Annotated in this window: 1 pseudogene; it reads right to left on the reverse strand. The window is 70.3% G+C overall.

Features of this window, described 5'->3' with window-relative positions:
* A pseudogene (locus AB4Y35_RS42125) lies at positions 1 to 328 on the reverse strand (type VI secretion protein VasK); the annotation flags it as partial.
* Positions 329 to 411 lie beyond the last annotated feature (83 nt).

The raw sequence follows: 411 nt of genomic DNA on the forward strand, positions 1-411 counted from the left end.
CTGCGCGCAGATACCACGGTGCGCCATGGTCCCGGCGGTATTCGAGCGTCTTGATCTGCCGCTGGAGGGCGAGTTGCGCGCGCATCGCCTGCGGCGAACCTGGCGTGGCCTCCAGGGCAACCGCAGCGGTCGTTTCGGCCTCCTTGACAAGTGCGTGGTTACCCAGACCCGAGATCACCAGCAGCACGATCCATGCGATCGCCCCGGCCAGCACGCACCACGCGAGCACGTCCAGCCAGTACAGCCCCGCGCGGCGACCACGATACGGGGGTACGCAGGCCGCGATCTGCTGCCACACAGGCAGCATGGCGCGCGGCTGCTCGCGCATGACCATTTCCACGGGCACCGCCGTCTCAGGCTCGCCGGGCGCGCCGTCCCCTTCGCCCCCGCTCGCAACCGGCACCGGCACGA

The sequence above is a fragment of the Paraburkholderia sp. EG286A genome, from assembly GCF_040965375.1.
In the GTDB taxonomy this organism is placed as follows: Bacteria; Pseudomonadota; Gammaproteobacteria; order Burkholderiales; family Burkholderiaceae; genus Paraburkholderia.